This window comes from Vaccinium witches'-broom phytoplasma str. VAC (genome assembly GCF_000309405.1).
Taxonomy (GTDB): domain Bacteria; phylum Bacillota_I; class Bacilli_A; order Acholeplasmatales; family Acholeplasmataceae; genus Phytoplasma.
In genome coordinates this window covers 1-479 of the sequence record NZ_AKIN01000254.1, presented here as the reverse complement: position 1 = coordinate 479, position 479 = coordinate 1, and the positions used below count along the sequence as shown (strand labels likewise).

Here is a 479-nt window from a genome sequence, read left to right as displayed (position 1 = left end):
AAAATAAAAGGAGTTTTAATTGATGTTTAAAATCAAAAATAATTTATTATTATTGAATGCATTTTTTGTATTTATTTTCTTAGGATTATTTTTAATTATTAATAATCAACAAGTAATGGCTGCCCCTAATGAAGAGTTTGTTGGCGATATGAGAATCGTTAATACAACTGTATCAAATATTGATATTCTTAAAAATCATGAAACATTTAAACAATATTTTGATTTTACGTTAACTGGTCCGCGTTATAACGGAAACACAGAAGAATTTGCAATTATTTGGAAAATTAAGAATCCACCTCGTAATTTATTAGGTGTTTTTTTTGATAATAGCACTAGAGATGATGAAGATGATAAATATACTTTAGAAGAATTAAAACAAATGGGTAATGGAGCTAAAAATATGTATATTTTTTGGCAATATGAACAAAAATAATTTTTCTTAATTCAAAAAGGAATTTTAATAAATAATGATTAAATTA

At 23.0% G+C, this 479-nt stretch carries 1 protein-coding gene; it reads left to right on the top strand.

The window, feature by feature from the left end; all coding sequences use genetic code 11:
* Positions 1 to 22 precede the first annotated feature (22 nt).
* Complete coding sequence (locus RI68_RS03345; RefSeq protein WP_017193167.1) at positions 23 to 433, top strand: SVM family protein; 411 nt, start codon at positions 23 to 25, stop codon at positions 431 to 433.
* Positions 434 to 479 lie beyond the last annotated feature (46 nt).